The organism is Corynebacterium sp. LK28, assembly GCF_014335105.1.
GTDB lineage: Bacteria > Actinomycetota > Actinomycetes > Mycobacteriales > Mycobacteriaceae > Corynebacterium > Corynebacterium macclintockiae.
Genome location: NZ_PDGZ01000010.1, coordinates 190,697 through 217,563, shown reverse-complemented (window position 1 = coordinate 217,563; position 26,867 = coordinate 190,697). Strand labels below are relative to the sequence as shown.

Below are 26,867 nucleotides of genomic sequence, written 5' to 3'. Positions count from 1 at the left end.
ACTAGCCCCACGCCCGCCCCACTAGCTCCACGACCGCCTCACAATTTCTGCCTCCCCCACCGCACATGTCGTTAGAACGGGAATCTGTCGCGCCTTCAGGATTTGCAATCCCAGTGCCAACTCTTTGACCAGCGGTTTTACATATTTGCAAACCGATGTCGATAACGCATTCCCGTTCTAGCGACATTTCACCAGCAAACAAGCCTTTAAGTGTCGGAAAACTTGCAGAACCTTGAGCGACAGGGGCGCCACCAGCATCCCATAGCGCCTTAAATGTCGGAAAAGTTGCCAAACGTCTCGTGGTCAAAAACGAGGCTCGGTCGCACAGCCCTGTGACCAGCGCATTTACACTAATGAATATTGCCACCAATAACGTTTTGCAACTTTTCCGACACTTCACCCAAGAAGAGGCGCTCCCCATAAGAGCACCACACCCCAGTAGAGCCGCGGAGCTCAGCAGCAACATAGCAGGCAGAAAAAACGCAGTTCTAGACCAAGCGGTATAGGTAATTTACGGGGCGCATATATGCGTTTAGCTGGTACTTTGCGGCGTCGCTAAGAAAAAAGTAGACAGAGCGGTTTACTTTTAGCGCGCGTGGGTCTATCGTCGTTAAACAACAAAGCCAAACAACAGAGCCAAACAACAAAGCCAAGTAACACCCCAGAGGAACACACCCATGCCGAAGTACAACAACGACAACGCCGAGAAGTGGGGCTTCGCCACCCGCCAGATTCACGCGGGCCAGCCCGTCGGCGATACCGGCGCTCGCAACCTGCCGATCCACTTCACCTCCAGCTACGTTTTCAACGACGCAGAGCACGCCAAGCAGCGCTTCCACCTGGAAGACCTGGGCCCCATCTACTCCCGCCTAACCAACCCCACAGTCGAGGCGCTGGAAAATCGCCTAAACTCCCTGGAAGGCGGCGTTCACGCAGTCGCTTTCGCCTCCGGCATGGCCGCCGAGACCGCCGCAATCCTCATCCTGGCAAACGCCGGCGACCACATCGTCGCCTCCCCGCGCCTGTACGGCGGCACCGAGACCCTGCTGCAGCACACCCTGCCGAAGCTGGGCATCGAAACGACCTTCGTGGAAAACCCTGACGACCCGGAGTCCTGGCAGGCCGCCGTCCACCCGAACACCAAGGCCTTCTTCGCGGAAACTTTCGCAAACCCGCAGGCAGACGTACTGAACATTCCGGTCGTTGCCAACGTAGCCCACGAAAACCAGGTGCCGCTGATCGTGGATAACACCCTAGCCACCGCGGCCCTTGTCCGGCCGTTGGAGCTGGGCGCGGACATCGTAGTCGCATCCCTGACCAAGTTCTACACGGGCAACGGCTCTGGCCTGGGCGGAATCATCGTCGACGGCGGTTCCTTCGACTGGTCCGTCGAGCGCGACGGCCAGCCTGTCTTCCCCGGCTTCGTCAATCCGGACCCGGCTTACCACGGCCTGAAGTACGTGGACTTGGCCCCGGCAGCATTCGGCATGAAGCTCCGCGCCGGCATCATCCGCGACACGGGCGCCACCCTCTCCGCCTTCAACGCATGGGTTGTGGCCCAAGGCCTGGATACGCTGACTCTGCGCATCGCCAAGCACAACGAGAACGCGAAGGCCGTGGCGGAATTCCTGGCCGAGCAGCCGCAGGTCGCCACCGTGAACTACGCGGGTCTGCCAAACTCCCCGTGGTTCAAGGTCAAGGAGGAGCTCGGCCTGGACTACACCGGCTCTGTCTTAAGCTTCGATCTGAAGGTCGACGACCCGAACTCAGAGGATGCAAAGGCGAAAGCCTGGGCCTTCATTGATGCTCTACAGCTGCACTCTGACCTGGCGAATGTCGGCGATGTGCGCTCCCTGGTGGTTCACCCGGCCACCACCACGCACTCTCAGTCCGATGCGGCGGGCCTCGCGCGCGCAGGCGTTTCCCACGCAACGGTCCGTCTGTCCGTGGGTATTGAGGACATCGCCGACATCATCGACGATCTCAAGCGCGGCTTCGAGGCTATCTAGGCGATTCGAGCGATCTAGGCAGTCACGTATGAACCCCGAGTTCCTCCCCGCTTCTGGCGCGTCGCGCACGGTTCCTATCGGCGACGTGGTCACGGAGACGGGTGTGACTATTTTCGACGCCGAACTCCGCCTCTTCGCGTTCTACGACTCTTCGCAGGGCGACGCGGACTACGCGGAGTTCTCCGCAGGTCCCGAACCGGGACTGTCCCCGGAGGAACGGCCGGTCGTGTTGATCGAGCATGCCCTCACCGGCGATGGAAACGCCGCCGACTGGTGGGCGGATATGGTGGGCCCCAACAAGCCGATCGATACCACCCGTTACCTGGTGCTATGCGCCAATGTGCTGGGTGGCTGCCAGGGGTCCACCGGCCCCAGTTCGCCGCACCCCGACGGCAAGGCGTGGGGCTCTCGATTCCCTGGCCTATCGATCCGTGACATGGTTACGGCGGAACGGCAGTTGTTGGAGCGTGTAGGCGTCACAAAGATCCATGCCTTGATCGGCGCGTCGATGGGCGGGGCGCGGGTGCTGGAGTGGACACTCATGTACCCGGAGATGATCTCGGCGGCGCTACCGATCGCGGTGAGCGCGCGTGCGTCCGCGTGGCAGATTGGGCTGCAATCCAGCCAGATCCGTTTTATTGAAGCAGACTCGGCGTGGCATGGCGGCGACTACTACGACAAGGGCGAAGTTCCTTCGCACGGGTTGGGCCAGGCGCGCCGCATCGCGCATCTGACGTACCGCGGCGAGCTGGAGGTCGATGAGCGCTTTGGTGTGGATCCGCAGCGCGGTGAGAACCCCTATGGTGCGTACCGGGATCCGCAACAGCGCTTCGCGGTGGAAAGCTACCTGGACCGCCAGGCCGAGAAGCTGGTCGCGCGGTTCGACGCGGGCAGTTATGTGGTGCTGACGGACGCGTTAAACAGGCACGACGTGGGCCGGGGGCGCGGTGGTATGAACGCCGCCTTAGGGTCGTGCCAGGTGCCGACGATGGTGGTGGGTGTGGATACCGACATTCTGTATCCGCTGCACCAGCAGGAGCACCTGTCGCGCAACCTGGGCGACTTCATCGGGATGTCGAAGATTACCTCGCCGACCGGCCACGACGGGTTCCTGATCGAGTCGCGCCAGATGGGACAGGTGTTGGTGAAGTTCCTGGCGAAGGCGGAGATCATCGCCGAGGGCGAAGAGCAGTAGGGCGCTCGGCTGGCGCTGGTCGTGCGCGGCTTAGGTTGTCAGCGGATCGACACTGACGGCGATCCACAGGATGCCCAAGCCGATGGCGGCGGTGAAGGCTGTATCGAACTTGCGCGACCGCACCGCCAACACGCCCAGCACCCGGGAATCCAGGAGTAGACGGAGCACGGCCAGGTAGACCATCGCGCCGCCCAGCATCACGCTAGCTCGACGCCACCTGTCCACCAGCAACAGCGCCACCACCGCCAGCAGCATCAGCCCGAATAATCCCAGCAGTGCCCACTGGATGGGGTGGGTTAGCCGCGACGGAGCGTTGTGCCGGTCGTGGGGGTTATCGAGCAACCGCTGGCGGGCATCGCCAATGCGGGCGGGGCGAGCTCGCGAGGGCTCACCCCCTGGTTTGCCGTTAGTCACGCAGCAGGTTCTCCGCGCGCTCGACGACGTTGCGCACCAGGAAGGCGCGGGTCAGCGGGCCCACTCCCCCAGGATTCGGAGAAACAGCGCCGGCGACGTCCCACACGTCGGGGTGTACGTCGCCCTTCAGCTTGCCGTCCTCGCCGCGGGAAACTCCCACGTCCAGGATCGCCGCGCCCGGCTTCACCATGTCGGCGGTGATCATGTGCGGCACGCCGGCGGCGGCGACGATCACGTCGGCGGCCTTCGTCTCTGCGACCAGGTCCTTAGTGCCGGTGTGACACAGGGTGACGGTAGAGTTCTCGCTGCGGCGGGTAAGCATCAGGCCGATCGGGCGGCCGACGGTTACTCCGCGACCGACGACTACGACCTTCGCACCGTTTAGTTCCACCCCGAAGCGGCGGAGCAGGTGGATCGCACCGTTAGGGGTGCAGGGCAGCGGGGCGGGCTCGTTCAGCACCAGCTTGCCCAGGTTCACGGGGTGCAAGCCGTCTGCGTCCTTGTCCGGATCGATCCGCTCCAGAACCGCGTTTTCATCCAGGTGCTTCGGTAGCGGCAGCTGCACAATGTAGCCGGTGCAGGCATCGTCCGCGTTCAGCTCGTCGATGACGGCGTTCAGCTCTTCCTGGGTAACGTCCGCCGGAAGGTCCCTGCGGATGGAGTTCACGCCGATCTGCTCGCAATCCTTGTGCTTCATCCGCACATAGGAGTGGCTGGCCGGGTCGTCTCCCACCAGCACGGTGGCCAGGCCGGGGGTCACGCCTTTTTCCTTCAGCGCGGCAACGCGCTTTTCCAGATCGGCGAAGATTTCGTCGCGGTAGAGTTTTCCATCCAATTTAGTTGCTGCCATGCGGCCTATTATTCCACGCGGGGCGGATGGGTTCGAGGTGGCGTCATGGCTAATAGAGCAACCAGTACAAGAAACTAGTAGGGCCTCCCGGGCCAGTACGGCGCATGGGTGACGGTTGGACGAACAGGGTTCATGGCGGCCACGACCACTCCAATGATGACGATGGCGATTCCCGCCAATGCGGCCAGGGCGGGGATTGTGAGAGTATGCTGCAAAGTCGTTTCGGTATCCAGCCAGGTATCGAGGATTTCGATGTAGCGCTGCCCATCTTCCGTGGTCGCTACATCCCAGTCGTCAGGTCCCCCGGTGGGCCAAGCTTTCTCTCCGTACTCCCGGATTTCCTCGCGGAACTCCCACCCCGGCACCACTGCGAAAGCCGCACCGCCGCCCCACCATACGAGCATGCCACCCCAGAAGATAGCGAGGGAATCATTGCACCACTTCGGGATCGCGAGCGCCACGAAATTGAGGAGGCACTGAATGCCGAAGAAGAGCGGGCCGACCGCGCCGGCGATTAGAAGTATCCCCACCCAGTCCTTGCCATAAAACACGAAGCGCAGGATGCAATACACAATCGGCATAAGGAAGGCAGCAAGCCAGCCGATGAGCAGAGGCATGAAGCGAGAGTCTTGACCAGTTTGCTGCGGCGGGGCGTAACCGTAGACGGGCATCGGGGCAGGAGGGTCGTAGGGAGGGTACGTCATGCTACAGATCCTGTCAGACGGCGGGCGCTTTGGCTGGGGATTCTGGGCATTAGGGCGAACATGGCCAAGAGCATGAAAAACCGCCGCACGTTGGGACTATGCCGCGGGGCGGGATGAGGTTTTTCTTCCATACTTATAGAAGAATCTGCACGGTGGGAATGTTCCCACAGTTACTTTATTTCTCCTGTGATTCAGCCAGATCACGTCGGCGGCGAAGCAAGGTAAATGCACCCACAACAACGAGCATGGCTCCGATAAGCGCCACCCACCACAGATGCGCTCCGGTTTGCGCCAGTCGATCGATGATGCTTGAAGACTCGCCGCCTTCATGACCACCGCCTGGGCTATTTGGCGGTGCTGGAGTATCCGGGTGCTCCGGCGGCGGGGTACCTGGAGTGCTTGGCTTATCGGGCGGCGTTCCGGGCTTATCCGGAGGCGTTCCTGGATTGTCCGGCGGCGTTCCGGGCTTATCCGGCGGCGTTCCTGGCTTATCTGGCGGCGTTCCTGGATTGTCCTCCGGCGTTCCTGGCTTATCTGGCGGCGTTCCTGGATTGTCCTCCGGCTTCGGCTTCGTATTCACCGTCACGTTGTAGTTCCAGCTGCCGGTTTCTCCGATAGGGATCGTGATGAGGAAAGGACTGGACTGGCGGTATTCCTTAGTAGGATCCGCGCCCTCGTATTCCGTGACCAAGTACAAGCCGACCGGGAGGCCGGTGAACACTGCCTTACCGGAACTATCTGTGTACGCCTCAAAGGTTCTATCGAACCCCTGCCGACGAGCATCGGCTACCGAGAGCCGCTTCGCCTGATTCATCCCCTTCTCGGTAGTGAGGTCAATCCCCTGGACACGCTGCGCTGTGAAGCGAATGTTGTCGATAGGCCCAAAGGGTTTCTTGCCCCCTCGGTCGTCCCACCAATTTGGTTCGCTTTTCACCACCGTGAGAGTACCGAGACGGGTAGCATCAATAAACTTCACATCCAGGCCTTCGACCTGGCCTGTGATGGTGTGCTGCTTCGCGTTAGCCTGCGGCACAACAGGGGTGGGGGCAACGAGCGGAGTGCCGACCAGAGCCACGACTGCGCCCAAACCGAACACGGAGCGGCGCAGCCCGGCACGGTGCACCGGCGCCCACTGTACCTGTGACGCGGTGTTCATGAGGTTCACGGCTTATTCCTCTTCCATTTCTTCTTCGCCTACTACTACCTGTTCGGATTGTCTGGCTTTCTGCTTCTTCCGCTCGCGAAGGAACCACCAAGTAATCAGTGCGATGATCAACACTGCGGCGGCGAGCAGTAGCCACATCCACCACTGCATCAGCTTGCCGCGATCATCGAACACGTTGCCTTCGTCCTCATCCATTGGAACGCGGTGTGCATGCACCAGGAGCCGGTGGGTATTCACGCCGTAGGGGGTGCAAGTGATGAGGGTCAGTAGGTCCTCTTCCGGCCGGGTCTTGAGGCTGTCAACCTCTTCCGGCAAGACAACCTCTGTGTCGTACACCTCGTACTTCATCTTCTCGCCGAAGGTGGATACGTAAACCGCATCGCCCTTCCGCACATCCACGAGGTTATCCCACAGCGTGGCGTTGGACAGGCCTGTATGGCCGGTAATAACCGCGTGAGTTCCCTTCCCGCCTACAGGTAAGGAGGAACCGTAGAGGTGCCCAAGACCTTTTTGCAGAACCTCGTCGGAGGTCCCGTGATAAACGGGTAGGCGCGATTCGATGGACGGGATAACCACCTGGCTCATGGCGCTCTGGCCAGATAGCTGGGAGAGATACTCTTCGTACGCGGGGTTATCCTCGCTGACGCGAGCCAGCCACGGATCGAGGATCGGTCCGTCCTTGTGCGTCGTGTTGTACCTGCGGGCTTCCTCTACCGCTCGACTAAGGGCTTGAGGGTCCGTTTCCTTCAAGTCTTGTTCGTATTTTTCCGCGATCTTTTGTTGCTGGTGGTTGTTCCACTGCGTGGCGTAAACGGGATAAAGCATGACAAGCAGCCCCACCACCACTAAGAGGATGGGGAGGAAGGTGCGACGAAAGAGTGATCGCGGTGCGCTCTTTCGATGCCTACCAATTGTGCTTGTCATGTCCGTTGCTTTCCCGTTCGAACTGCCTAGCCCCTACTGCTGGGTGCTTCGGCGAGCTGCGTAGAAACCGCCACCGATAATTGCCAAACCAGCCAGAACGATGGCCCAGAAGCCTGCGCCACCGGTGTTCGGCAGGTGGTTTTCGTCGGTGTAGTTCTTGATGTTGGCGGTGTACTCGATTGCCTTGGCCGGCACACCCTTATCATCGACATCGCCCTTGTTCAGCTTGAAGTGCTCAAGCGCATCGTTGGTTGCGTAGCCTACAGGTGCCTTGGTCTCCTGCAAGCAGTAGTTGGTCTCCGAGTCGGCCTGGTTGTTGGCGAAGTCGGTAACGTGCACGCCCTCGATGGTGACAGTGCCCCGCTCGTTGGTGGTCCACTTATTCTTACCCTGGACGTTCAGAGGATCGGTACCTTCCTTCTGCTTCCAGGCCCCCTTACCGTCGTCTTCACACTGCACCAACTGGAACTCTGCACCCTGCAGCTTCTTGTTCTCATCGTTGCCGTCGGTCTTGTTGATGGTGACCTTGCCCCAGTAGGTGTGAACCTTATCCGACGTCTTCTCTGTGTCGTGGTCGGAAGAGCCGTTATTGGTGATCAGCGTTGCGTCGTTGGGAACGTGCTCGATGAAGCCATTGGTCTTAGTCGTGATGGTGGTGAACACGAGGTCGGTGGACTTCAGCTTGTCGCGGCCAGTTCCGGTGAATTCGACCCTGATCTCCTGGTCGACCTTTACCAACTGGTAGTCGGTGCCTGCCACCAATGCTTGAGCCTTGTCAGCGGACTCTCCGTACTTCACCTCGACAGTGGCGTTTACAGCGTCCAGCTGCGGATCAAGTACATCCTTGACGATGTACTTCTTCAGCGTGGAATTCTTAGCAACAGCCGGAACACCCGTGGTGATCGTGTACTTGTAGTCCTGGCCTGCCTGTGCGTTCTGGTCCTCAACTTCCTTGGTGATTGTCACCTTGGAGTTCTTCGGGTACGCGTGAACGTCATAGATCCAGCCCTTGCCCTCCGACTTGGTCATCGGCACATACACCAGGAACGGAGCGCCGGGCACCAGACCCGAATTATCCGGGACTTCGGTTTCGGTGACCTTGTAGAGGCCCTTTGGCAAGTCCTCGAACTTCAGGGTGCCATCTTCGCCGGTGGTGCCTTCCTTGGAGTACGCACCGTCGCCTGTCCAGGCCTTAGCTTCGGAAGGATTGGTAATCTTGCGTGCCTTTTCCCAGTCGCCGCTGTTGTTCAGTGGCTGAACCAGCTCAATCTTGTACTTGACGTCCTTGGCTGGTTCACCAGAAGGGTTCGTAATCTCGGTTCCGTCGCCCTGCTCGCCCTCAGCGCCGATGCGCTTGTGCAGGGTAAGGGAAAGTTGCTGGTTGTTGTCGATGGTGCTGACGGCCTGCGCCTGTGCGGTCGGGGCCTCGTAGACTACTTCGGCGCCGACGGTGCCGGCAGCCAGTGCGATAGCGAATGCAGCGGACAGCGCGCCTACGCGCTTGCCGACAGTTGCGTTAGACATGAAAGTCCTTCTTTCTTACAAGTGAATGAGTAGTGGAAGTTGATCCGAGTGGTCGAGGGCACATGGTTGGCAATACTCGTGGCGAGCTACTTGCGGTGAACACTGCGCGCCGTCGTAACGGATCCTTGTGTGAGCAATGTGGCTTCTTGGCTTCAGGTCATCGTGCCCACCCGGGTCCATCTCGGCACCGGCCTGGGGTACTGGGTTGAAACATTGTTCTCCTCTTTAGAAGTTGTGCACGTCAGGGTTAGTTCAGTCGTCGGCGTATGCCCATGGCTCCTGTGGCTGCGATGAGAAGCCCCGCGAGAATGGGCAGCATCACACCGTCGCCACCGGTCTTTGGCATCACGCCCTGGTGCACATTGGCCACCTGCAGCCATGCACCGTCTGGATAGTCCTGTGGCAGGTCACTTGGCTTAGACGCGGCAAACAGTGCATTCTGCTGGTCCGACTCCACGATCGTCTTGCCATTGGCATCTCGTTTGATGCTGATTTTCACCGGGGTAGGCAAGAGTTGATAGCCGTCCGGCGACTTCGTCTCCAACAAGAAGTAGGTTCCGTAGTCCAGCTCAGTCCAGAGGTACTTTCCATCCTCTGTGACCTTGAGGTCGGCAATTTTGTTCGCCGCCGGCCCCGTGGGGTCTTGGTCGTAGATCGCGAACTGCGCCCCGTATTTATCGCCGTCGCGCGCGGGGATAGTCGTGACGTTTCCTGCGGAGTCCGAATCGACCTTCCACAGGTAGAAGCGGGTCTTATCGGGTCCGGGATAGCAACCCTCGTCTTCGAGGTCGCCCATCTTCACGCTATTGGCGAAGCCGCCGCGCTCTGCACTGCACGCTGGTGTGCCCGCACCGTCACCGGGTGTGACGCCACCTTCTCCGCCTCCGGCCGATTCAGTTCGAGCTTTATCGTATTCTGCCTTATCAAGGGTGAACTTCAGTTTGACTCGGTACCGATGAGTGCCGTCGCCATTCTTGGTAGCCTGCCGTCCAACTGCGTCGATGGTGCGCTTTTCCCACATTTCTGGGGAGTCCTCGGAACGTACTCGGTCACAGTTGCCTAGCCGGAAGCTTCCCGTTTGCAGCACGTCGGGCTCTACCACGCACGAAGGCGTGCTTCCTGGTTGCTCGTCCTTGGACGTGTATTCATCAGTGAAGTACACCTCCGCACCGGTGAGCTTCGCCCCCTTGGGCAGTTTCGGGGTATCGGTGGGCACCGGGTAAACGTATTCGTTAAGGTCATCAAAGCTCTTAACCGTCACGTCATAGGCGGCAGTGTACGTAACGTTGCCTTGGCCATCCGTAATGGAAGTGATGTCGTCGAAGCCAACCTTTCCGTCACCGTTGGTGTCGATGGCAGTCTTGCTCAATGCACCGGGACAGGAATCGTAGGCAATAGCGTTCGTCGGATCTTCGTCTTTGTCATGGTTAATCACATGCGCCGTGTTCGGACGACATTCCGCACCGGACTTCAACGTCGCGCCAATAATGACGGTCGCCTTACCTCCGGCAGGTATGGGGCCGAAGAAGTAGGCTTTTGTCATCTCACCCGTTTCGGGATTCTTGGTGGCAGGTTGAGTGTGGACATTCCCACCGTCGTACCCCTCGTAAACAATCTGGTCGTATGCCACGAGGTCTTCGTAGGTTGCCGGCAGAATGTCGTACAAGGTGAAACCTGACGAAGCACCCTTTCCGATGTTCTCAACCTCCAGCGCCCAATACTTCTTGTCCCTGGGCAAGCCGGGTTCCAGGCGGGGGTCTCCCGGCTCCAAAGTAGTTTTCCTTGCCTTAAGGTCCGAAGGGATCTGCACTCCGGGGTTACTCGTTGCATCGGTGTTGTAGGAAGCAGGAAGGTCCGACAGCCGAGAGACCAGCTGGAAGTGTGGACTTTCTCCGGATGGGTCGAACACTCTGATCTGCATACCCACCTGGTCGGCAGTACTGCCACCGGTACCGAGGCCGAGGTTGCCGTTGCCGTATAGCCAGGCTTTACCCCAGACTTTATCCGCAATCGCTGTATTACCGGACGGGTCTTTAAGCTGATCCGCCGGGATAGTCCACGTTTTCCGTTCGCCCGTATCCATGTTGATGCGCTCAAACATGACGGCTGTCCTTGGGTTCGCCCCGTCTTGCTGCATGCGGGCGGGACTCACCAGACCCCAGAGGTACTGTGGGGCATTGGGGAGAACAACATGATCCTCTGCTCCAGCTTGGAAAGGTACGTTGTATCGATCGCGGGCAATCTCGCCACGTGGATCCTTCGCATCTACCGCTGGCAGGGGAATCTTATACAGCTGTCGGGTACCGGATGTTGCGGTGTTGCCCACCCACATCACTTCGTTCGATCCACGTAGGTCAAAGGTGCCGGTGTTGATTAGATCCAGGTCGTTTGGCCTTCCGCTGGTCGCCTTGTGGAAAAGGGTCGCCCCCTGAGCATTCTTGACCAGCCCGAGGTCGTACACCTCACCCGTGGTCGGATCGATCTGCAGAAGATGACCTGCGGGGTGGCATTCCTGGAGGCTCGAATTGTGGTTCGCCTGGCTTATGGCGTAGATCCAGTGATCCTTCGTGTTGTAGGACAACGCGTTGTACACCCAGTTGGAGGGCTTGCCGATGGGGGTAAAAGTACTGCTACCCTCGATCTGCAGGTTGAGCTGTGTGCTCGTGTTTCCCGCCTGACCACCATTCGGCGTGGCCGACACGTAAACAGCCGTGCCCTTATTGAGTTCGTCTTGGGTGAGCTCTCGGGGAGGTTTACGGGTTGTCGCCTCCTCACACTTACACGGCACGGACACAATGCCATAAACCTTGACCGAGTAATCGTTACCGTTTGTCGTCGGCGCGTTCGTCAACACCTGTAGGATATTTCCTGGCCAAGTATTGAATCCCGTCCCTGTACCTTTAAGGTCAAAAGAGACGGAATTTACCTTCCCTGCGCTACTACGACCTTGCACCGTAATACCGGTGGTTTGCACAGCCTTACCGTTGGTACCGACCCGACCGCCTCCGGGCGGTGGCGTGGTAGACGAGTTGTATTCAACCCCGTTGCTGGTCTCCTTCTTAGTAACAAAGAACCCACCTAGATCCCCATTTAAGGACCTTGTAGCGCTAATTTCTACCCGGGTCAGCGGCAGATCCACACCCCGCGTACCACTCTTGATGTTAATGCGGAACCTCTTGGCGTTGCTCTTGTCGGTAGCTGCAACTTGCTTTAGATCTTCGTCATTCCTCGCATCCGAAAGAGGTGTGTAGAGCTGCGTATCCAGCAGTTTCTCTTCTTTACAGTTTCCCGTTGGAGTCTGCGCCTGCGCCGGAGGAACATTTATTCCTCCAATGGCTCCCGCGATGGTCACGAGTGCACCCAGCAGGGCAGCAACGGTTAGAAGAGAGATGCATGCCCGTCTAAGCGCCGCCCCGTGGCGATCTTCGGCCAACTTAAGGTTTTCACCGGTTAATACGCGAGCCATTACCCTTTTCCAGCCTTAGATCCGTTCTTCGACCTCAGCTGTTGAGCCTTGCCTAAAAAACGGATACCCATTCCTTCTTAGCGAGATGAAAGTTAAGCCTTCAAGCTCGCACCCAATGTGGATAAGTATATTAGCCTCGCAGGTGCTGCTCAACGTATAGATAGCTGACTTAAACTACTCTTACTCGAACCTTCACATCGAATTCACCGGACAGCACTGGCGCCCTTCCGGCACCGCTCTAAACCCCGCCAGCGAAGCCCAGCTGGCGCCACGCTTCGTGGGCCGCCACCGCCGCCGCATTCGATAAGTTCATGGATCGCCGCCCTGGCAGCATCGGGATGCGCACCTTCGCCGTCACCCGCGGATCGGCCAACACCTCTTCGGCCAGGCCCGTCGGCTCCGGACCGAAGAGCAGCACGTCGCCCGGCCGGTAGTCCACCTCCGTGAACCACGTACCCGTCTGTGCGGTAAAGGCGAATACCCGCCCCGAGCCGCGTGCCGGATCAGTCACGTGAGCCAGCGCCGCATCGATCCCCTCGTGCACATGCACGTCCGCCAGCTCGTGATAATCCAACCCAGCCCGGCGCACATGCTTGTCGTCGAACTTAAAAGCCAGCGGCCCCGCCAGGTGCAACGAAGCCCCCGTCCCCGCACACATGCGGATCGCGTTACCGGTGTTCGGCGGAATCTCCGGCCGGTCAAACACCACGTGCAACGGTGGATTCAAAGGCTGCTGGAAAGGGGCAGATTCCGCAGCCGCACCCGAATACTGGTTTTCAGACGTCATTAACCCAATCTAACCGGTACAAATGTAGCCATGAACAACTCCCCCTCTCGCAGCTTTGATATCACCCTGCTGGGCGCCACCGGGTTCGTCGGCACCCTCACCGCCGAATACCTGGCTGCGCACGCCCCCGCCGACGTACGCATCGCCCTGGCCGGCCGCAATCAGGCCAAGTTGGAGGCTTTGCGCGAGAAGCTGACCGCCAGCCACCCACGGGCGGCGGACTTCCCTCTAATCATCGCCGATTCCAGCGATAACCGTTCCCTGGAGAAGCTGGCTCGCGATACCCGTGTGGTTATCTCCACCGTCGGCCCCTATTACCGCTATGGGTTCCCCCTGGTCCGCGAATGCGCCACCCACGGCACGCATTACGTCGACCTAGCCGGAGAGCCCCTCTTCATGCGCGAATCCGCGGACTCCTACCACGACATCGCCACCGCCAGCGGGGCGCGCATCATTCACGCGTGCGGCTTCGATTCCGTGCCAAGTGACCTGGGAATGCTGCTGCTGGGACAGAGGGCGTCCGAAAATAAAGACACCCTAGAGACCGCCACAATGATCGTGAAGATGAAAGGCGGACTGTCGGGCGGCACCATCGACTCGATGCGCGAACAGTTCGCCGCCATCAAGGGAGCGCCAGAGAAGAAGCGGCTACTGGCCGCCCCATACACCCTCTCCCCTGACCGCGACAACGAGCCCGACCTGGGCAAACAGCCGGACTTTGGCGTAGTGCGCGACAGCGACATCGGCGGCACGAAAGACGACGTCTGGGCAGGGCCTTTCATCATGGCAGGCTCGAACACGCGCGTTGTGCGCCGCTCCCACGCGCTGCTGGGTCACAAATTCGGCGACAAGCTGCGCTACAGCGAATACCTGTACACCGGCAAGGGGTTCAAGGGACGCATGCGGGCCTTCACGATGGGTGCAGTGCTGGGCACGGCGGTGGCAGCGCTGAGCCAAGACAAGCTGCGCAAGTTCCTCTCCCGCTGGGTTCCGGAGCCCGGCGAGGGCCCCAGCGAAGCCGAGCGCAACGCAGGCTTCTTCCACACCACGCACATCGGCGTGAGCCCCTCCGGCGCCACCTACACCAACACCATCAGCCTGGCCGCTGACCCGGGGTACAAGGGAACGTCGTTGATGCTTAGCGAAGCGGCGCTCACTCTTGTTCTTTGTGACGCCGAACTGCCGACGGGCTCCCCATACCAAGGAAAAACCGGCGGCGGAGTGCTTACTCCGGCCACCGGTCTGGGCATGCCCTACGTGCGTCGACTCAGCGACGCGGGCATGAAGTTCAGCGACTAGCTGAACAGGCCTAGTTGAACAGGCTCTGTTCCTCATCGGGCACGCCATTCACCCGGTTGATGTTCAGGGTGTTCAGCTGGGTGACGTGCTCGGGGGTGAGCTCGTCCAGGGAGGAAACCTGCAGCAGGCGCATGGTGCGGCGCACCTCGCTGGCCAGAATCTCGATGGCGCGAGCCACGCCGGCCTCGCCACCGGCCATCAGGCCGTACAGGTAAGCGCGGCCGATGAGGGTGAACTTCGCACCCTTGGCAATCGCGGCGACGATGTCGGCGCCATTCATGATGCCGGTATCCATGGCCACGTCGAGGTCCTTGCCGACTTCGCGGGCAACCTCGGGAAGCAGCTGGAAAGGCACCGGAGCGCGATCCAGCTGGCGACCACCGTGGTTGGACAGGATGATTCCGTCCACGCCCAGGTCAGCCAGCTTCTTGGAATCCGGCAGGTTCTGCACACCCTTGACGACCAGCTTGCCCGGCCACATCTCGCGGATGGTCTTCAGGTCCTCGAACTTGATGGAGGGATCCATGGCAGAATCCAGCAGCTCGCCGACGGTGCCGCCAGTGCTAGTCAGGGAGGCGAACTCCAGCGGTGGGGTGGTCAGGAAGTCCCACCACCACCAGGGGCGCGGGATGGCGTTGATGACGGTACCCAGGGAGATCTCCGGCGGGATGGAGAAGCCGTTACGGGCATCGCGCAGACGGTTACCTGCCACCGGGGTATCCACGGTGAACAACAGAGTGTCGAAGCCAGCCTTAGCTGCGCGCTCCACCAGGCCGTAGGAGATTTCGCGCTCCTTCATCACGTACAGCTGGAACCAGTTGCGGCCGTTCGGGTTGGCCTTCTGCACGTCCTCAATGCTGGTGGTACCTAGGGTGGACAGGCAGAACGGAATGCCCGCGGACCCCGCGGCGCTCGCGCCCGCGAGTTCGCCCTCGGTCTGCATCAGTCGGGTAAAGCCGGTCGGCGCAATACCGAAGGGCAGGGAGGACGTGCCACCGAAAATCTCCGTGGTGGTATCGACGTTCGACACATCGTTCAGGATCGACGGGTGGAATTCCACGTCGCGGAACGCCTGACGCGCACGGTTCATCGAAATCTCGTTGTCAGCTGCGCCGTCGGTGTAGTCGAAGGCGGCCGCCGGGGTGCGGCGCTTGGCAATGGCCCGCAGATCCCAGATCGTCTGTGCGTCGCTCAATCGGCGAGCCTTGAAATCCAGGGTGGGCTTCTTAAACTTCAGCAGATCGAAAATTTCAACAGGATTAGGGATTTGGCGCTTTTGATGTGCCATTGAAAGTCGCTCTCCTCACAGAGTCTCTTCGCTCGGATTCCTTAGCGTGTGTTTTGTAGGTCGCCATAAAAGGGATCTAACAACTTCCACGATAGGACGCTTCTCCAACCTTTGCCGTCCCAGCGCCCCTGCCAGCGCCTCTGTCTGCGCCCCCTGCCTACGCCTCTGTCTGCGCTAACTCAACGTCGCGAAGAACTCCAGGACCCGCTCGCCGATCAGCTGCCGCGACTTCGGCTTCACAAACTGGTGACCCTCCCCCGGCACTTCTAGGAATTCCGGGGTGCGCCCCAGCTCCACCAGCGCGTCGTAAAGCTGCTTGGATTCCTGCAGCGGCACGTTGGAATCGTTCGCCCCGTGGATAAACAGCACCGGAGTGGTGATCTGCTCCGCTTTGTACAGCGGGGAGATTTCCCACAGCAGCTCTGCGTCGTGCATCGGGTAGCCGTACTTGGGGGAGGCAGCACTGGCCAACCACGGCTCCGTCGACTCGTAGTACGTCTCGAAGCTCGTCATGCCGCACGCATCCACTACGCCCAGGAACATGTCGGGGTAGCGGGCCGCCGCCAGCACAGCTAGGAACCCGCCGTAACTGCGACCTCCGAGGAATACGCGCCCGGGGGTGCACAGGTCGGCGTCACAAAGAAAAGAAACAGTATCCGCCACATCGTCGATCGCGGCGAAGCGACCGTAACGATCGTCGGCGTGGATGAACGCGCGACCGTTGCCCTTGCTACCGCGAATGTTAGGGGTAAACACGGTGTAACCAGCGGCAACGATGTCGGCAAGCACGTCGTGGTTGGCGGGGCGGGACTGGCCTTCGGGGCCTCCGTGCAGGTGCACGTACACGGGGCGGCCCGGCGCGGGGTTCTCCGGCAGATACAGCCAACCGGAAAGCTCCAGGCCGTCGCGGGCGGTGTAATACACCAGTTCGGGGACGTCTCCCTGGCGGGCGCGTTCGTCCAGGCGGTCGGTGCGGTCCGGGTCTAGTGGTTCCACGCGCCCCGATTCCAGGCGCAGCACCTCCACCGTCGGCGGCAGGTTCGGCCCTTCGACCGTCAAAGCCAGCAGCTGACCGTCGTCCGTGATGGAAAGTCCCGCGGCCACCATGCCCGGCAGCTCGATGGTGCGGCGGACCTGCACGCGCTGGTCCTCGCCGAGGCTCAGCAGTTCCAGGTTGGAAATGCCCGCCTGGTTCCACAGCACCGCGGCGGTCGACAGGTCCTCGCTAATGGCGAACTCGTCGACGTCGGCCTCGGGGTTGCTGATCATTTCCTCGCGCTCGACGCACACCGGGCGCTCGCCGTTTATGTCCACCACCAGGCGCAACAGGCGACGGCGATCCGCACTGTGGTCGGTGACCACCAGGATCACCAAGCGACTGTCCGTGATCGGCAGGATCCGCCCATCCTCCGTCGTGGCGCCGGGCTCTGGCGGCAGCAGCGGCATCCAGCGGCCCTGCGGGGTGACCAGCAGCAGCTCGCGGTTGCCGCGCGGGCCGACGCGCATCAGGCTGTACCCGGCCTCCGCGGCGACCAGCAGCGCATCGATGCGGCGATCCATCACCTGGTAGCGCGACGTATTCGGGTCGACCAGACGCGCTTCCGTCATGCCGTCGGCCGCCACGGCATCCATCGCCAGCTTGTCGCGATCCCACTCCACCAGGCGCGTGCGGGCATCGAAAGTGTTTCTTAGTGGTGACGCCCCCTGCACCCCAGGGTCCGTAGATACCGTAAAGGTCTCGAGTTTCTCCGAGCCCTTGGGGGAAACCTCGCAGGCGATCCACTGCGCATCCGGGGAGTGTAAAACGCGCGTGACCGGGCCTTCGATGGGCAGCTGCACTGGTCTTTCCCTGCCCACGCCGTCCTCGGTGAGCTCCGCTTGGACGGCATAAGGATAGCCACCGTCGCGGACAATATAGGCAATAGCAGTGCCGTTGGGCGCGAGCGAAGGGGCAGTCGTATGGCGCATGACTCTAGTATTCTAGCGAAGCGCATGTGCGACTTGTCCCAGCAGGTGGGGCAAAGAAACTCTATGCTATTGAGGCATGAGCATCTATGTGAACGCTTATTCCACCGTCCGAGCAGACGTGCCCTTCCAGGGGGCTGGGGCGCCAGCCATTGCGTCCCGCGAATTGTGCTTCGATTCGCCCGCGCAGCCTTACCTGAAGACTGCAGCCAACGGCGCTGGTGAGGAAGATGACAAGCAAACCCTGGAACTGCTGGAACACCTCGCGGGCTTCGCGGGATACGCGGCCGAGCAGGGGGAGGAACGCTTCGGCAATTTCAACTCCTACGTGCTCGCCGTAGTGCAACACATCCGGAGCGTACGCCGCCACTACGTGTTTGAGCGCGAAGATGACTTCGACTTTTCCCACCTGGGCGAGTTCGCCGACTGGGCACGTGAAGCCAACGCCGTGTTCTTCCTGGCCGACGGAACCGTGCGCAACGCCAGCGGTGCAGATCTGCTGGATCCCGCACTGGTCGGCAGCTCCCCGGCGAACGGGGCGCAGGCTAACTCCGTGCCCCGGCACCCCGGCTCCGAGGATCGGATGCGGCGGGTGCGCGGGGCACTATGGCGCCAGGGTTACCAGGTAGCCCCGACGCTGCCGCCGGTGCGTTCCGAGGCCGAGATTCTGCTTCGCCCCGCCGAGGAAGTATTCAACCGAGCCGTTGCGCTTTCCGTCGTAGCGACCGCCGCTGCCAGCGTGCTGCGCGGCGAGGCTGTGAATTTCGCTGCACTGCGGGCAGGAGCCCAGCGCACCTTCGGCAATCTGACCAAGGTGGAACAGGCATTCCTCGAGCGGGTGGAGGCTGCGCAAGAATCTGCCGGTGAAATGCCCGGTGAAGTGCCCGGCGCAGTGCCCGGCGAAGCGTCCGGTGAGGCGACCGGTGAGGCGACCGGTGCCCCGACCTACAGCCAGGATCTGCAGGAAGATGCCTATCAGCTGGCCTGGGCTTACACCGCGTCAGAGTTCCTGGCCTGGGCACTCGGCCTGATGGATATCGATGTCTTCAGCTTCACCCCCGTCGATCTGGCTGCCCTGCGTAGCGCTCTGCGCAGCATCGACCGCGAAAACCAGGATGCTGCCGCACTGCCTATGCGCAGCCTGTCGGAGATCTGCGAGGCTTTCGAATACATCTATTCGCTGCGCTGGGTATCGGTCGAACAGCAGCTGGAGGCCTCGGGTCAGGCAGGTGTTGGGCAGACCGGTTCCGCGCAGCTACAGCCGCAGGATCATTCCATCCTGGTCGAACGCCACCGTGCCCTCGCCTGGCTCACGGATCCCACCATCGCTTACGACGACGTCGACCTGTCCACCTAAAGCAGCGGGCAAGCCGCAGCTAGCTGCGACGGTGTACCTCGAAGAACGCGGCGACCTCACCAGTCGCGGTCACTGCCTTCGACTTGCTTTCGCGGGAAGGGTCGGCCGCAGCCTTGCCGGCCTCGCCCGTCCGTTCGCCCATCCACGTGTGCCCGGCATCGCCGATGGCCAGGTGGGTGACTTCCATTCCGTGGCCGCAGTTTGGCCATTGCACGCGCTGGATCGCGTCGGTCACTCGCGTGGTGACCGGGGCGCCCACGCAGTGCGAACGTGCCGCATATTGCTGTGTGAACTCGTAGGCCCCTAGGTATTCGTCCCCATAGCGCGGGCCGCCATCGTAGTGGATCGTTTGGTCCTTACGACCGTGAATATCCAGGTAGGGGCTTGTCTGACCACGCTTGAAGTGGACGGTTTCCGGCCGCTTCGGATCCGAGCCCTTCTCTGCGCACGCGCGCCAAGTACCCGAGTAATAGGCCGCCGAGACTGCGGCGAAAGCGGCGAACTCCTCCGGCAGTTCGCAGGCCAACTTGCCCACGAACCCTCCGCCATTGGACATGCCGGTGGCGTAGATCCGGTTCGCGTCGACTTGGTAGGTAGAGGACACGGCATCCAGTATGTCGCGGACAAAGCGCACATCCTCACCCCGCTTCACCTTCGCGTATGGGGCACCCTCCCAGGCGTTGTCCACGCCCTGCGGGTACACCACGATCGCCTCCTTATCCGCCAAACCCGTGTACCGCGCCATCTGATCCGCCTGCTCGCGGTAGCCGTGGAAGGCGAAGATCAGCGGCAGGGGCTTGGTTTTCGCATCCGGGTGCGCAGTCGGATTGCCCTTCTTGGAATAAGGCAACGCGCCCCTCGGAACGTTGATGATGTACTTGCGCTCGCGATCGCTGGACTTAAGCTGCAGTTCCCTGTTCTGCCCGGGCTTCAGCTCGTCATGGATCGGGCGGAGCTTCTGGGGAATGCGCGCCACGGCAGGGGTGAGCTGCACGTCCGGCGTGGCCGGTGGGATAGCCACCGCTTCCGTCGGCGCATAGTCCGCAGGTTCGTTCACCGTGTTGTGTGCCTGGGGATCCTCGTGCCGCGAGCTACTCAGTTTCTGCACCGCCGCACCCACTCCCGCCGCGCAGGCCAGCAGGAATGCGACGAACATCGCCGCTGCAATTCGACGGCGGCGGAAATGCTGTCCAGTGGGGCGGCTGCGGGAAATCCCTTCAGGCTCGCGACGATTCTCGCCCGACACGCTGGGGTGCGCGCCCTTCCAGCTACCGCCGTGGTCCTCTCTGCGATGCCGCGCTGCGGGCCGTGCTTCGTGGCGGCGCCGCCTCCCCCGCCAGGAATCCTCGCTGTTCACCTGCGTGGAATCCGCGATACTGTGGCGTGCCTTTCGAGCCGAGTTTTCGCGCGCGCGTCGCTGCGCATTGGGGTTCTCGGGGTCGAAAGGGTTGCGGTTCACGTGCACGATTGTTCTTTGCACGTTCCGCTGTGTCAATCACCCCACCCCGTGTTTGTGATCACCACTGGTCAGCGGAAGTCGCGCGAACCTGCGTGTGCTCCCGCGATCTCGCCGGCCGGCCGCAGTTGTGTCTCCACCTGCTCCAAAAGGTCCGCCGTCACGGTGGCTGCACCTTCCGCGTTGTGCACGATTCCCCTCACAACCAGGATCTTTGCGTTCAACGCTACCGCCCGCTGCCGCGCCCACAGCCCCTGCGAGACGACGACATTCGCCAACCCAGTCTCGTCCTCTAAGCCGAAAAACACCACTCCGCCTGCGGTAGCTGGGCGCTGCCTGTGCGTCACCACTCCCGCCACGCGCACGCGGGTGCCGTCGGGAACGTGCAGCAAACTGTCGGCCGTCATCACCGCTGCACCGCCTGCGCCGCCCGGGCCGCCCGCACGTCGGTGCCACTGATCCAGGTATTCGCGCAGCAGCTGCACCGGATGTTCGGCCGTCGTCACGCCCGTTGTCGCTAGTTCGGACGCCACCATCTCGAAAGCACTCATCCCAGGCAACGCCGGCGCATGCACAGCCGACGTCCCCGGAAGCATTCCCGACTGTTCGGTCGCTGCCACCCCGGCCGCCCACACGGCTTGGCGACGTGATAGCCCGAGGCTCCCCAACGCCCCCGCCCGCGCCAGCTTCTCCACCTGTGCAACGCTCAGCCCGGCTTCGCGGGATAGTTCTTCCACGCTGGTGAAGCGGCCGATCCGTTCGCGCGCCTCCACGATGCGCTCCGCCACCTCGGCGGAGATCCCCTTCACTCCGCCCGCACCACTGAGCCCCAGCCGGATCTTTCCCACCGGTTCGGCCGTGCCACGCCCCAGCCCGTGAACTCCCGTGGGCCGGTTGTTCCGTAGGGGCGTCATTAAAGAAACAACCGCATCAACCTGCACGCCCGACGCGTTCACGTCCACGGGGAGGATCTGCACACCGTGACGGCGAGCGTCCGCCAGCAGGGACTGCGGCGAGTAGAACCCCATCGGCTGGGCACGCAGCAGGGCCACGCAGAACTCCGCCGGATAGTGGTACTTGAACCACGCGGAGTAGTAGACCAGAGAGGCGAAAGACTGCGAGTGTGATTCCGGGAAGCCGTAGCTGGCGAAGGCCACGATCTTGTCCCACAACCGATCAGCCACCGCGCCCCGGATCCCGTTTTTGGATTCCAGCCCCTGGTAGAAGCGCTTTTTTAACCGCTCCATCTTCTGCGGGGAACGCTTCGACCCCATCGCCCGGCGCAAAGTATCAGCTTCGGCGCCGGTAAAGCCCGCGGCGTCCACGGCCATCTGCATCAGCTGCTCCTGGAACAGCGGAATGCCCAGAGTTTTCGTCAGCGCGGGCTCCAGGCACGGGTGGTCGAAGGTCACGGGCTCCAGACCATTGCGGCGGCGAATGTACGGGTGCACGGAGCCACCCTGGATAGGGCCGGGGCGGATCAGCGCGACCTCCACCACCAGGTCGTAGAAGGTGCGCGGTTTCAGTCGCGGCAGGGTGGACATCTGCGCGCGGGATTCGACCTGAAACACCCCCACCGCGTCGGCGCGGGACAGCATGGCGTAAACCTCCGGCTCTGTGGGGTCCAGCCGCCACAGTTCGACCTCCCGGCCCCGGTGGGCGCGCACCTGGTCCACCGCATGGTGCAACGCTTCCAGCATGCCGAGCCCTAGCAGGTCGAACTTCACCAGCCCCACGGCCGCGCAGTCGTCCTTATCCCACTGCACCACCGAGCGGCCTTCCATCCGCGCCCATTCCGTCGGCACGACCTGTGCGATCGGGCGGTCACAGATCACCATGCCGCCGGAGTGAATGCCCAGGTGGCGGGGGTGATCCAGCATCTGCTCGGCCAGGTCCTGCACAATGTCGGGGGTCTGTTCCGGGTGGCGGGTCCAGGCATCGATTTGCCCCGGCGCGTAGCCAAGCGCGCGGCCGGCATCGCGGGTCGCGCCTCGGCGGCGGTAGGTAATCACGTTCGCCACCTGCGCGGCATTGTCGCGGCCGTAGCGGGAGTACACGTACTGAATCGCCTCCTCGCGCCGCCCCGATTCGATGTCGAGGTCGATGTCGGGTGGTCCGTCGCGTTCCGGGGAGAGGAAACGCTCGAAAAGCAGGCCGGACGCCACAGCGTCCACCGTCGTGATCCCCAGCGCAAAGCAGACCGCGGAATTGGCCGCGGATCCTCGCCCCTGGCAGAAGATGTTGTTCTCGTGGCAGAAGGCAACGATGTCGTGGACGATCAGGAAGTAGCCCGGGAAGCCCAGCTGCTCGATCGTTTTCAGCTCGCGGTCGATGGTGGCCCACGCTTGGTTGGCGGCGGCAGAGGATCCCCGCTGGCCGTAGCGTTCCGTGCCACCGCGTTCGGTGATCGCACGCAGCCAGGACATCTCCGTATACCCCGGCGGCACGGGGAAGTGCGGCAGGTTCGGCGCAACGAGGTCCAGGGTGAAGGCGCATTCGTTGGCGACCTGCACGGAGGTCTCCACGGCCCGCGCCAACCACTCGCAATCGCCCGCGAGCTGCAGCATCTCTTCCCCCGAGCGCAGCCACGATCCGCCGACGGGGTGGGTGGTCGGCTCCGCGGTGGCGACGTCCCGCCGTTCGCGCAGCGCCGCCTTCGCCCCAGCCAACCGGGAATGCTTCGGGGTCGCGCACGTCGGGGCACTACTGACGATCTCGCGTAGGCCGTGGCGCACCGCCAGGGCATGGAGGCGCTCGTTGCGGTCGGCATCCGCGGGGTTCATCGTGTGTTGTAGCTCGACCACGACGTTGGTCGGCCCGAAAAGCTCCACCAGGCGCTCAGCCGGAGCTGTTTCCTCCGGACTAGCCGCGCCCATCCACCGCCAATCGAGCAGCACCAGCCAGTGGCCGTCCGCGGCCTGCGCCAGCTGGGGCAGATCGGGGTACCGGACGGAATCTTTGTCCGGGTCGGCCATGCGGGCGTCCGCAATAAGACGGCTCAGGCGCGCATAGCCTTCGCGCCCTTTACACAGCACCGTGAGCGGCACGTCGAGGCTCAATTCCGCGCCGAAGACCGTCGCCAAATCCGTGCCAGTGCCCGCCGTGCCAGCGCCCTCAGTGCCAGCGCTCTCGGCCACCGCCGTGGCACAGCGCGCCGCCCCGTAGAAACCGTCGCGATCCACACACGCGAGGGCACTCAAGCCCAGGTCGCGCGCCGCCGCAACCATCTCTTCGGGCTGGCTCGCACCACGCAGGAAGTTGTAGGCGCTGCAGGCGTGGAGCTCAGCGAAGGGTGTCGCTGTTTTTCTTTGGGACGCCCCTTCGGTTTCAGCTACCTCAATTCCAGTCTTCCGATCGCCTTCTGCCACCCCGATTGCGCGGAGGTTGCGCAAGCCCGGCCCCACACCAGACAGCACGCCTTCGAGCTGCTTCCAGCTCAGCGGTGTGCCCGGGGAGAAGCTCCTAGGTTGCGATCGGCGCAGCGTGCGACGCGAAATGGCAGGGTCGCGGGGTTCTTCAGACACAGCGCAAGTATAGAACATATATTCTATTATCCGCCAACCCGAAAAAGCTCTGGGGCTGGTTTGGATCAAAACTAGACTAAGTTGTTCATTTTGGTTTAGACTGCTACCTTAAACGCACAGTTCAGCCCGGGCAATCAACGAAGCGTCGGGCACTAGACAACCCAGGAGGATCCCATGTCCCTTCGCCGTAAAGTAGCAGCTGGTGTAGCTGCGGCAGTTATGGTCTTCGGCCTCTCCGCATGTGGCGGTGACGACGACACCATCAAGATCGGCACCACCGACCAGGGTCAGAAGCAGTGGCAGGTCTTTGAAGAACAGGCCAAGAAGGAAGGCCTGAACGTCGAGCTGGTTCCCTTCGGTGACTACAGCCTGCCCAACCGCGCGCTGCAGGAAGGCGAGATCGACGTCAACAACTTCCAGCACCTGATGTTCCTCGCTGACTACAACGTCAACAACGATTCCAAGCTGGTGCCGATCGGCGCGACCGAGATCATCCCGCTGGGCGTGTACTACCAGGACCACAGCGAGGTCAAGGACATCGAGGAAGCCGGCGAGGTCGCCATCCCGAACGACCCGACAAACCAGGGCCGCGCCCTGCACGTCCTGGCATCCGCTGGCCTGGTGAAGCTGAAGGACGACAAGATCCTGTCCCCCACCCCGGCCGACATCGATGAGGGCAAGTCCAAGGTCAAGGTCACCCCGGTGGACGCCGCACAGACCGTGACCGCTTACAAGGACGGCACCCCGGCCGTCATCAACAACTCCTTCCTGGAGCGCGGCAACATCGACCCGAAGTCCGCCATCGTCCAGGATGACCCGAAGGCAGAGGCCGCAAAGCCGTTCATCAACGCCTTCGTCACCACCGAGGAGAAGAAGGACGACAAGGATCTGAAGAAGCTTGTTGACATCTGGCACTCCAAGGAAGTTCAGGACGCGCTGAACGAGCAGTCCAAGGGCACCTCCGTCGAGGTCAAGATGGGCCCGGACGAGCTCGCTAAGATCCTGAAGGACACCGAGGGCAAGGTCAAAAAGTAGCCCTCACCCCAATTTTCGAAAAACCCAACTCTTAAAAGAGGTTCCCCTATGGCTTCAGACGCACAAACCAGCGTCGATCAGCCCAGTGCCGGCACCACCGGCACTCGCAGCACAGACAACACCGGCACGGAGATTGTCTTCCGCGATGTGAAGAAGGTGTTCAAGCAGGGCAGGAAGGAAATTCACGCCCTCCAGGACATCAACACCCACATCCCGGCAGGCTCCATCGTCGGCATCATCGGCTACTCCGGAGCCGGCAAGTCCACCCTCGTCCGCCAGATCAACGGCCTGGATCGCCCCACCAGCGGGCAGATCCTGCTGGATGGCCAGGACATCGTTCCGCTGCCGGAATCGCAGATGCGCAAACTGCGCTCCGACATCGGCATGATCTTCCAGCAGTTCAACCTGTTTTCCTCCCGGAATGTGGCGGGCAACGTCGCCTACCCACTGCGCCTGCAAGGCATGCCCAAGCAGCAGCGGGAAGAGCGTGTGAAGGAGTTGCTGGAGTTCGTCGGCTTGTCCGATAAGGGCAAGGCCTACCCAGAGCAGCTGTCCGGTGGCCAGAAGCAGCGCGTCGGCATCGCCCGCGCGCTGGCCACCAACCCCAGCCTGCTGCTGGCCGACGAGGCCACCAGCGCGCTCGACCCTTCCACCACCCGCGACGTGCTGGAACTGCTGCGCAAGGTCAACCGGGAACTCGGCATCACCATCGTGGTCATCACCCACGAGATGGAGGTTGTGCGTTCCATCGCGGACTCCGTCATCGTGATGGAAAGCGGCCGCATCGTGGAGCAGGGCAGCGTCTACGAGGTGTTCTCTAACCCCCAGACGCAGACTGCCGCCAACTTCGTGGCCACTTCCTTACGCAACACCCCCGACATGGTCGAAGCGGAGGCACTGCAGACCGAGAATGGTCGCCTCTTCACTGTGACCATGGCCGAGGGAATCGGGTTTTTCGATGCCGTCTCGAAGCTGTCCACTGCAGGGGTGACGGTAAACATCGTCCACGGTGGCGTCACCACCCTCCAGAACCACAGCTTCGGTCGCCTCACCCTGCGCCTCACGGCCCACAACGCCGAGGGCGAAAAAGCCATCGAGGAATTCCACAGCCATATGCAGGCTTCCACCGAGATTGAGGAGATCCGATGAACACGATGACCCTCGCGCAAATGGATTGGGACCGCTACGGCAACACGTTCCAAAAGGCGATCTTCGAGACGCTATACATGGTCTCGATCACGCTGGTGATCTCGTCGATCCTGGGCCTGATCATCGGCCTGCTGCTATACACCACCCGCAAGGGCGGCATTCTGCAGAACTCGGTGATCTACTGGGTTACGAACTTCCTGGTTAACTTCATCCGCCCCATCCCGTTCATCATTTTGCTGACCGCGATCGGGCCGCTGACGGATCTGGTGGTGCAGACCCGTATTGGTACGGACGCCGCCATCGTCGGCATGGTCGTCGCCGCCACGTTCGGCGCTGCGCGTATCTTCGAGCAGAACCTCGTGGCAATCGACCCGGGCGTGATCGAGGCCGCCAAGGCGATGGGTGCCTCGCCACTGAAGATCATCTTCACGGTGATCATCCCCGAGGCACTGGGCCCGCTGATCCTGGGCTTCACCTTCATGTTTATCGCCATCGTCGATATGTCCGCCATGGCCGGCTACATCGGTGCAGGTGGTCTGGGCGACTTCGCGATTGTCTACGGTTATCGCTCGTTTAATGACGCCGTCACGTGGACGACCGTTGCAGTGATCATCGTCATCGTTCAGATTGCGCAGCTGGGCGGAAACTGGCTGTCGAAGAAGATCATGCGCCGCTAGTTAGCGGGGAACGCTAGGCAGCAAAAGCCCTAGGCAGCAAACCCCCGGGTGCTAGTTCAAAGATGAACTGCCCCGGGGT

General features: G+C 61.7%; 19 protein-coding genes. 7 read left to right on the top strand and 12 right to left on the bottom strand.

Annotated features, from left to right (window positions below):
* The first annotated feature begins 677 nt into the window (after window positions 1-677).
* Window positions 678-2,009, top strand: a complete 1,332-nt coding sequence (locus CRD15_RS05695; RefSeq protein WP_187402120.1) for an O-acetylhomoserine/O-acetylserine sulfhydrylase — start codon at window positions 678-680, stop codon at window positions 2,007-2,009.
* Window positions 2,010-2,037: 28 nt separating this feature from the next.
* Complete coding sequence (locus CRD15_RS05690) at window positions 2,038-3,204, top strand: homoserine O-acetyltransferase (RefSeq protein ID WP_187402119.1); 1,167 nt, start codon at window positions 2,038-2,040, stop codon at window positions 3,202-3,204.
* Between the two features lie 30 nt (window positions 3,205-3,234).
* Here CRD15_RS05690 and CRD15_RS05685 read toward each other — a convergent pair whose 3' ends face one another.
* From CRD15_RS05685 to CRD15_RS05650, 8 genes are all read right to left on the bottom strand, one after another.
* Window positions 3,235-3,618 (bottom strand): DUF3017 domain-containing protein, encoded by a 384-nt coding sequence (locus CRD15_RS05685; RefSeq protein WP_080716620.1) that lies wholly within the window; start codon window positions 3,616-3,618, stop codon window positions 3,235-3,237.
* Complete coding sequence (locus CRD15_RS05680; RefSeq protein WP_034972408.1) at window positions 3,611-4,468, bottom strand: bifunctional methylenetetrahydrofolate dehydrogenase/methenyltetrahydrofolate cyclohydrolase; 858 nt, start codon at window positions 4,466-4,468, stop codon at window positions 3,611-3,613. The genes CRD15_RS05685 and CRD15_RS05680 overlap by 8 nt, the downstream gene beginning before the upstream one ends.
* A gap of 74 nt (window positions 4,469-4,542) precedes the next feature.
* Entirely contained in the window at window positions 4,543-5,172 is a 630-nt protein-coding gene (locus tag CRD15_RS05675) for a hypothetical protein (RefSeq protein WP_034992890.1), read from the bottom strand.
* 175 nt (window positions 5,173-5,347) lie between these two features.
* A complete protein-coding gene (locus CRD15_RS05670; protein ID WP_187402128.1) occupies window positions 5,348-6,328 on the bottom strand; it encodes a pilin N-terminal domain-containing protein in 981 nt (326 codons plus the stop codon).
* 12 nt (window positions 6,329-6,340) lie between these two features.
* Complete coding sequence (locus tag CRD15_RS05665) at window positions 6,341-7,261, bottom strand: class C sortase (RefSeq protein ID WP_034971168.1); 921 nt, start codon at window positions 7,259-7,261, stop codon at window positions 6,341-6,343.
* 33 nt (window positions 7,262-7,294) lie between these two features.
* On the bottom strand, window positions 7,295-8,785 hold the full coding sequence (locus tag CRD15_RS05660) for a SpaH/EbpB family LPXTG-anchored major pilin (protein WP_043014973.1): 1,491 nt from the start codon (window positions 8,783-8,785) through the stop codon (window positions 7,295-7,297).
* Between the two features lie 247 nt (window positions 8,786-9,032).
* Window positions 9,033-11,639: a SpaA isopeptide-forming pilin-related protein gene (locus CRD15_RS05655; RefSeq protein ID WP_370546852.1), complete on the bottom strand. Its 2,607-nt coding sequence runs from the start codon at window positions 11,637-11,639 to the stop codon at window positions 9,033-9,035.
* Between the two features lie 850 nt (window positions 11,640-12,489).
* Window positions 12,490-13,038, bottom strand: coding sequence for a tRNA (cytidine(34)-2'-O)-methyltransferase (locus CRD15_RS05650; protein WP_034992960.1), 549 nt, complete (start codon window positions 13,036-13,038; stop codon window positions 12,490-12,492).
* Between the two features lie 30 nt (window positions 13,039-13,068).
* On the opposite strand from CRD15_RS05650, the gene CRD15_RS05645 reads away from it, so the two are divergent.
* On the top strand, window positions 13,069-14,337 hold the full coding sequence (locus CRD15_RS05645) for a trans-acting enoyl reductase family protein (RefSeq protein ID WP_187402117.1): 1,269 nt from the start codon (window positions 13,069-13,071) through the stop codon (window positions 14,335-14,337).
* Window positions 14,338-14,347: 10 nt separating this feature from the next.
* On the opposite strand, the gene CRD15_RS05640 is transcribed toward CRD15_RS05645, so the two are convergent.
* Together CRD15_RS05640 and CRD15_RS05635 are read right to left on the bottom strand one after the other, a co-directional pair.
* Window positions 14,348-15,625: an alpha-hydroxy acid oxidase gene (locus CRD15_RS05640; RefSeq protein ID WP_035007025.1), complete on the bottom strand. Its 1,278-nt coding sequence runs from the start codon at window positions 15,623-15,625 to the stop codon at window positions 14,348-14,350.
* Between the two features lie 174 nt (window positions 15,626-15,799).
* Window positions 15,800-17,593 carry a S9 family peptidase gene (locus CRD15_RS05635; protein ID WP_034980250.1) on the bottom strand — a complete coding sequence of 598 codons (1,794 nt, stop codon included), beginning with the start codon at window positions 17,591-17,593 and terminating at the stop codon, window positions 15,800-15,802.
* 76 nt (window positions 17,594-17,669) lie between these two features.
* On the opposite strand from CRD15_RS05635, the gene CRD15_RS05630 reads away from it, so the two are divergent.
* The gene (locus CRD15_RS05630) at window positions 17,670-18,947 is read left to right on the top strand and encodes a DUF4272 domain-containing protein (protein ID WP_187402116.1); all 1,278 of its coding nucleotides are present in this window, start codon (window positions 17,670-17,672) and stop codon (window positions 18,945-18,947) included.
* A gap of 19 nt (window positions 18,948-18,966) precedes the next feature.
* Here CRD15_RS05630 and CRD15_RS05625 read toward each other — a convergent pair whose 3' ends face one another.
* Complete coding sequence (locus CRD15_RS05625) at window positions 18,967-20,406, bottom strand: PHB depolymerase family esterase (RefSeq protein WP_370546849.1); 1,440 nt, start codon at window positions 20,404-20,406, stop codon at window positions 18,967-18,969.
* Window positions 20,407-20,474: 68 nt separating this feature from the next.
* Window positions 20,475-23,945, bottom strand: coding sequence for an error-prone DNA polymerase (locus CRD15_RS05620; RefSeq protein WP_255463752.1), 3,471 nt, complete (start codon window positions 23,943-23,945; stop codon window positions 20,475-20,477).
* Window positions 23,946-24,101: 156 nt separating this feature from the next.
* Here CRD15_RS05620 and CRD15_RS05615 point away from each other — a divergent pair, with 156 nt between their 5' ends.
* Genes CRD15_RS05615 through CRD15_RS05605 form a run of 3 tightly spaced genes read left to right on the top strand, consistent with a single transcriptional unit; the run spans window position 24,102 to window position 26,788 of the window.
* Complete coding sequence (locus CRD15_RS05615; RefSeq protein ID WP_187402114.1) at window positions 24,102-24,962, top strand: MetQ/NlpA family ABC transporter substrate-binding protein; 861 nt, start codon at window positions 24,102-24,104, stop codon at window positions 24,960-24,962.
* Between the two features lie 48 nt (window positions 24,963-25,010).
* Window positions 25,011-26,111 (top strand): methionine ABC transporter ATP-binding protein, encoded by a 1,101-nt coding sequence (locus CRD15_RS05610; protein WP_187402113.1) that lies wholly within the window; start codon window positions 25,011-25,013, stop codon window positions 26,109-26,111.
* A complete protein-coding gene (locus tag CRD15_RS05605) occupies window positions 26,108-26,788 on the top strand; it encodes a methionine ABC transporter permease (protein WP_034971153.1) in 681 nt (226 codons plus the stop codon). Before CRD15_RS05610 ends, CRD15_RS05605 begins: the two co-directional genes overlap by 4 nt.
* Window positions 26,789-26,867 lie beyond the last annotated feature (79 nt).